Raw genomic sequence first — 5303 nt, 5'->3', positions numbered from 1 at the left:
GGCCGGCCGCATGGCCGACCGCCGCGGGCCGGAGCTGGTGACGCGCGTCGGTGCGGGCCTGGTGCTGGTGTCGTTCGCGGTGATGGGGCTGATGCCGTTCGTGCCGCCGCAGGCGCAGCTCGGGCTGCTGGTCGCGAGCGCGATCGGCTTCGACCTCGGCATCCAGGTCGCGCTGATCGCGCACCAGACCATCGTCTACGGCATCGACCCCGGCGCGCGCAGCCGCCTCAACGCGGTGCTGTTCACGACGGTGTTCATCGGCATGGCGACCGGCTCGGCGCTGGGCAGCGTGGCGCTCGCGCACTGGGGCTGGATGGCGGTGACGGCGCTGTCGGCCGGCGCGGCAGCGCTGGCGCTGGCCGTGCGGATGTGGCGTTGACAGCCGTCAGCGATCCCGGTTGCGGAACGCCAGCCAGCCCGCCACCGCAGTGAACACCACGACGAACAGCACCACTACGAGGAAGCCGTGCTTGTGCTCGCCGAACGGGATGCCGCCGACGTTCATCCCGAAGAAGCCGGTCGTGATGTTGATCGGCAGCGCCAGCACCGTGACCATCGTCAGCGTGAACAGGCTGCGGTTGGTCTGCTCGCCGACCTGCGCGGCGATCTCTTCCTGCAGCAGCTTGATGCGCTCCTGCAGCGCCGCGAGGTCGCGGATCACCAGCGAGAACTCCTCGGTGGCCTGGCGCAGCTCGTCGAGGTCGGTCGCCGCCACCCAGGGCGGCGGCTGGCGCAGCAGCCGGAACAGCGCGCCCGGCTCCGGCGCCAGCAGGCGCTGCAGCCGCACCAGCACGCGGCGCAGCTGGCCGAGCTCGGCACGCCGGCGGTCGAGGCGGCCGCGCAGCAGGCTGTCCTCGATGCTGTCGACCTTCAGCGTGGCCTCGCGCACGATGCGCACCAGCACGTCGCCCTGGTCCTCGAGCAGGTGGTTCAGCAGGTCGACCGACGAGCCGAAGCGCACGCCCTGCTTCACCGCCTCGCGCAGCCGGTCGATCGAGCGCAGCGGGTGCGCCCGCGCGCTGACGGCCAGCCGCGCGTCGACGCTCATCCACAGCGTCGCGATCTCCGACGGGTCGAACGCGAATTCATAGGCCACGTCGTTGACGACGGCGATCAGGTTGTCCTGCGCGTCCTCGATGCGCGTCGAGCGCGAGCCCTGCTGCAGCGCCTCGAAGAACTCCGGCGCGAGCGGCAGGTTGGCCTGCATCCAGGCCTGCGAGGTGGCCGCGGTGAGGTCGAAATGCAGCCAGATGAAGGACGCATCGCCGGCCGGCTGCTTCAGCCACTCGACGGCCTGGGCCAGGTCGATCGGCTCGCCGCATTCGGTCGGCGAGAAGCGGTAGCCGCACAGCAGGCCGTTCTGCTGGGCTCCGTAAGTGATGGGCATGGGCGCTCCTCCTGTGATGCATGCGCGGCAACCCGCGATGAGAACACGGCTTGATGACATGCCGGCTTTGCAAGCGGGTGTAAGAACAGAAAAGGTGAAACGCCATGAATGCGCTTTCACGGAACTTCGCTGATCATCGCGGCGCTGCAACCCGTCCCCACCGAAGCATGAAGCGCCTGCCCCTGTCCACGACGACCCACATCGCCTTGCTGTTCACCGCCGTCGCGCTCGCCGCCTGCGGTGGCAAGGATGACGGGGACACGCCCGCCGGTTCGCCGCCGGCATCGACGCCCTCGCCGGCTCCCGCACCTGCTCCCGCACCTGCTCCGGCCCCCGCACCGTCGCCTTCGCCCGCCCCATCGCCCGCACCGGCTCCTTCCCCGGCCCCGGCTCCTTCGCCCGCACCCGCGCCGTCGCCTGCGCCAGCCCCCGCTCCGGCACCCTCGCCCGCCCCGGCCCCCGCCCCCACGGCGACCCCGGCGCTCACCAGCGTCGAGCTCGCGCAGACCCACGTCATCCCGCCCACCGGCCGCGGCATGCAATCGGCCAACGACGTGAAGAACAAGGTCACCAAGCGCCTGCTGCTGGTGGCCGACCGCGCCGCGCTGCTGATGGTGCAGCCGTCTGCGAACGTGACGTCGCTGGTGGTGCGCGCCAAGCTGGCCGACGGCCGCACGCTCGGCCCGCTGACGATGAACGCCCCGGCGAAGCTGCCCGCCACCGACGGCGGCCGCCCGGCCTATTCCGCCGTCAAGTACAGCGCGCTGCTGCCGCGCGAGTGGATCCAGATCGGCGCGACGCTCGAGGTCGGCCAGGGCGATTTCTCGTCGCCGCGCAGCGTGGCGCTGAGCGTCACGCCGGCCACCACGCTGACGCACCACACGATTCCGGTCTACCTGTTCGGCGCGCGCGCGGCGCAGTCTGTGGTGCCGGACTGGGCGCTGTCGTCGGCGTCGACCAACGGCTACACGCTCGACCAGGAGTACCTGCAGAAGCTGCCGGTCGCGAACCTCGCCCAGGTGACGACCGGTGCCGTCACGCTCGACCAGCTGGCCGTGCCGGCCCGCAACGACGACCAGTTCTGCTACCCGGCGATGAGCTTCGGCTCGTGGGCCGACTTCAAGGCGGCCGGCGGCGACACCAACGCCCGCATCTACAGGCTGCTCAGCGACATGCGCGGTCCCGCCGCGAACCGGGACGGCAACTTCGCGGCCGGCTTCTACGGCTTCGTGCAGACGGTGGACGGCGGCCGGCAGGTCGCCGCATCGACCGGCGGCGGGCTCGGCGGCGGCGGTGTCGGCACCTCCGGCGGCGACTACCGGCCCGACCAGGTCTACTCAGCCATCTTCAACCACGAGATGGGCCACGCCTACGGCCTGCCGCATGCCGACGCCGCGGCCGATGCCGGCGACTACCCGTACCCGATGGGCACCAAGAGCGGCTCCACCTGGGGCTACGACGCGCTGAAGAACCAGCTGCTGACGACGCTCGAGTACAGCGGCCAGTCGTGCGACGGCCGCACCGTCGACGGCACCTGCTTCCAACGCACGCCGATGTCGGGCGGCGACGACGACCGCGACGGCAAGACCTACCGCTGGAACGCGTTCTCCGACTACCAGGCGGCGCAGATGCAGGAAGGCTTCCTCGACAAGGTGTTCCGCGACGACAGCTACGACGGCGGCTACAAGCGCTGGAACCGCGGCAGCGGCGCGTTCGAGAAGCTCTCGGCCAGCGACCGCGCCCGCATCGGCACCGACGTGCTGAAGACCGGGCAGCAGGTGCAGACGGTGATCGGCACGGTATCGCACTTCAACCTGTCGCCGACCGCGAGCGGCATGGTCGTGACGCCGGCCTGGACCGGCAACCTGCCGAAGCAGCTCGACCCGACGGTGCAGGCCGACCTGGACCTGACGCTCGGCAGCGCGCCCGGCGCCTGGGGCGGCTACTACTGCGTCTACAACGGCTGCGACTACACGCTGGTGGCGACCTATGCCGACGGCACGGTGCTGCGCAACCTGCTGTCGATGGGCTACCACGTGATGGACGGCGACGTGCGGCCGAGCGCGAAGGACGTGCTGAGCGGCGACAACTTCGGCACCTACGCCGTCAACCTGCCGACCGGCCACGGCGGGCTGGCGAAGCTGCAGCTGTTCAACACGCCGTTCGGCTCGAAGTGGCAGGCCAGGCTGACCGCGATCCGCGTGGCCGACCTCGGCGCGAGCGGCTACCCGCTGGTCAACGAATGGACACCGGCCGCGGGCTTCGGCGGCGGCCCGGGCGCGGCCGGCACGACGCAGTTCGACGCCGCGGCGTGCAAGGCGGGCGCCGTGGTCAAGCGACCGGCGCGCTGAGGAACACAGGTCGTCACACGGACGGGGGCACAGATCCGTGCAAACTGCGAACCTCGCCGTCTTCCAGGAGGTCTTGCGATGCACCGGTCCCTCTCATCCATCGCGCTGGTGCTGCTCGCATTCGGCGCCGCCCCGGCCACCGCCGACACCGTGAAGGTGCTGACCAGCGGCGCGTTCAAGCAGGTCGTCGTCGCGATGGTGCCGGCCTTCGAGGCGCGCACCGGCCACAAGGTCGAGGTCGCGAACGACACCGCCGGTGCACTCGCGAAGCGCGTGGCCGGCGGCGAGGCCTTCGACCTGCTGGTGCTGACGCCGGCGGCGCTGCAGCCGCTCGCCAGGGACGGCAAGGTACTGCCCGACAGCATCGCACCGCTCGCCAAGGTGGGGATCGGCGTCGCGGTGAAGGCCGGCGCGCCGAAGCCGGCGATCGGCACGGTCGAGGAGTTCAGGCACGCGCTGATCGACGTGCGCAAGATCGCCTACATCGATCCCGCGTCGGGCGGCACCAGCGGCATCTACCTCGACGGCCTGTTCGAGAAACTCGGCATCGCGCAGGTGGTGCGGCCGAAGGCGGTGCTGGTGGCCGGCGGGCTGTCGGCCGAGAAGCTGGTCAGCGGCGAGGCCGACCTGGCGATCCAGCAGGTCAGCGAGCTGCTGCCGGTGGCCGGCGTCGACCTGGTCGGGATGCTGCCGCCCGAGATCCAGAACTACACCACCTATGCCGGCGCGCTGGGCGCGGCCAGCACGCACCGGGCGGCGGCGAGCGAGTTCCTGAAGAGCCTGGCCAGCGAAGAAGGCCGGCAGGCGCTGCGCAGCAAGGGCATGCTGCCGCCCTGATCAGGGCGCGTTCTTCAGTGTGTGTTGCCCGCTGCGAGGCGGATGTCCCGCTCGACGCCGAGCGCCGTGCCGGCCATCACGCGCACCGCCCGCAGCAGCGTGTCGAGCGCGAGGCTCGGCGCCGACGCATGCCGTATCGCCATCGCCGRCAGCCACGGCACGTGGATGAAGCCGCCGCGCAGCGCCGGGCGCTCGGTGGCGATGTAGTGCGACAGCGCGTAGAACACCGCATTGCAGACGTAGGTGCCGGCCGTCGACGAGATCGACGCCGGGATGCCGCCGTCGTGCAGCGCACGCAGCATCGCCTTGATCGGCAGCGTCGAGAAGTACGCAGCCGGTGCGCCCTCCACCACCGGCTCGTCGACCGGCTGCCGGCCGGCGTTGTCCGGGATGCGCGCATCGACGATGTTGATCGCCACACGCTCGATCGACACATCGGTGCGCCCGCCGGCCAGGCCCAGGCACAGCACCAGGGCCGGGTTCAGCTCCTCGATCGCATCGATCAGCACCGGGCCGGCGTCGTCGACCACGCAGGGCAGGCGACGGGCCGCGAACACCGCGCCGCCGAGGCGTTCGCCATCCAACGCATGCGCCGCCTCCCATGAAGGGTTGATCGTTTCGCCGCCGAACGGCTCGAAGCCGGTGACGAGGACGGTCTGCGGGGGTGTCGGTCGGGTCATGCGACATCCTACCCACCCAGCCGCTCCCCCGAACCTCTGCCGGTGAGA

The 5303-nt window shown here is 71.1% G+C and carries 4 protein-coding genes and 1 pseudogene; 3 read left to right on the top strand and 2 right to left on the bottom strand.

Going from position 1 to position 5303, the window contains the following annotated elements; all coding sequences use genetic code 11:
- Nucleotides 1-379 (top strand): annotated as a pseudogene (locus tag AC1D1T_RS29780) (MFS transporter); the annotation flags it as partial.
- Nucleotides 380-385: 6 nt separating this feature from the next.
- On the opposite strand, the gene AC1D1T_RS29775 reads toward AC1D1T_RS29780, so the two are convergent.
- Nucleotides 386-1387, bottom strand: a complete 1002-nt coding sequence (locus AC1D1T_RS29775; RefSeq protein WP_047505078.1) for a transporter — start codon at nucleotides 1385-1387, stop codon at nucleotides 386-388.
- Nucleotides 1388-1554: 167 nt separating this feature from the next.
- On the opposite strand from AC1D1T_RS29775, the gene AC1D1T_RS29770 reads away from it, so the two are divergent.
- Together AC1D1T_RS29770 and AC1D1T_RS29765 are read left to right on the top strand one after the other, a co-directional pair.
- The gene (locus tag AC1D1T_RS29770; RefSeq protein ID WP_477993058.1) at nucleotides 1555-3738 is read left to right on the top strand and encodes a M66 family metalloprotease; all 2184 of its coding nucleotides are present in this window, start codon (nucleotides 1555-1557) and stop codon (nucleotides 3736-3738) included.
- A 78-nt stretch (nucleotides 3739-3816) separates the two neighbouring features.
- On the top strand, nucleotides 3817-4575 hold the full coding sequence (locus AC1D1T_RS29765; RefSeq protein WP_477845213.1) for a substrate-binding domain-containing protein: 759 nt from the start codon (nucleotides 3817-3819) through the stop codon (nucleotides 4573-4575).
- A 14-nt stretch (nucleotides 4576-4589) separates the two neighbouring features.
- Here AC1D1T_RS29765 and pcp read toward each other — a convergent pair whose 3' ends face one another.
- On the bottom strand, nucleotides 4590-5255 hold the full coding sequence (gene pcp / locus AC1D1T_RS29760) for a pyroglutamyl-peptidase I (protein ID WP_477993057.1): 666 nt from the start codon (nucleotides 5253-5255) through the stop codon (nucleotides 4590-4592).
- Nucleotides 5256-5303: the final 48 nt, after the last annotated feature.

The organism is Rhizobacter sp. P2_H3 (assembly GCF_056403355.1).
This window is presented reverse-complemented; position numbering and strand designations above follow the sequence as displayed.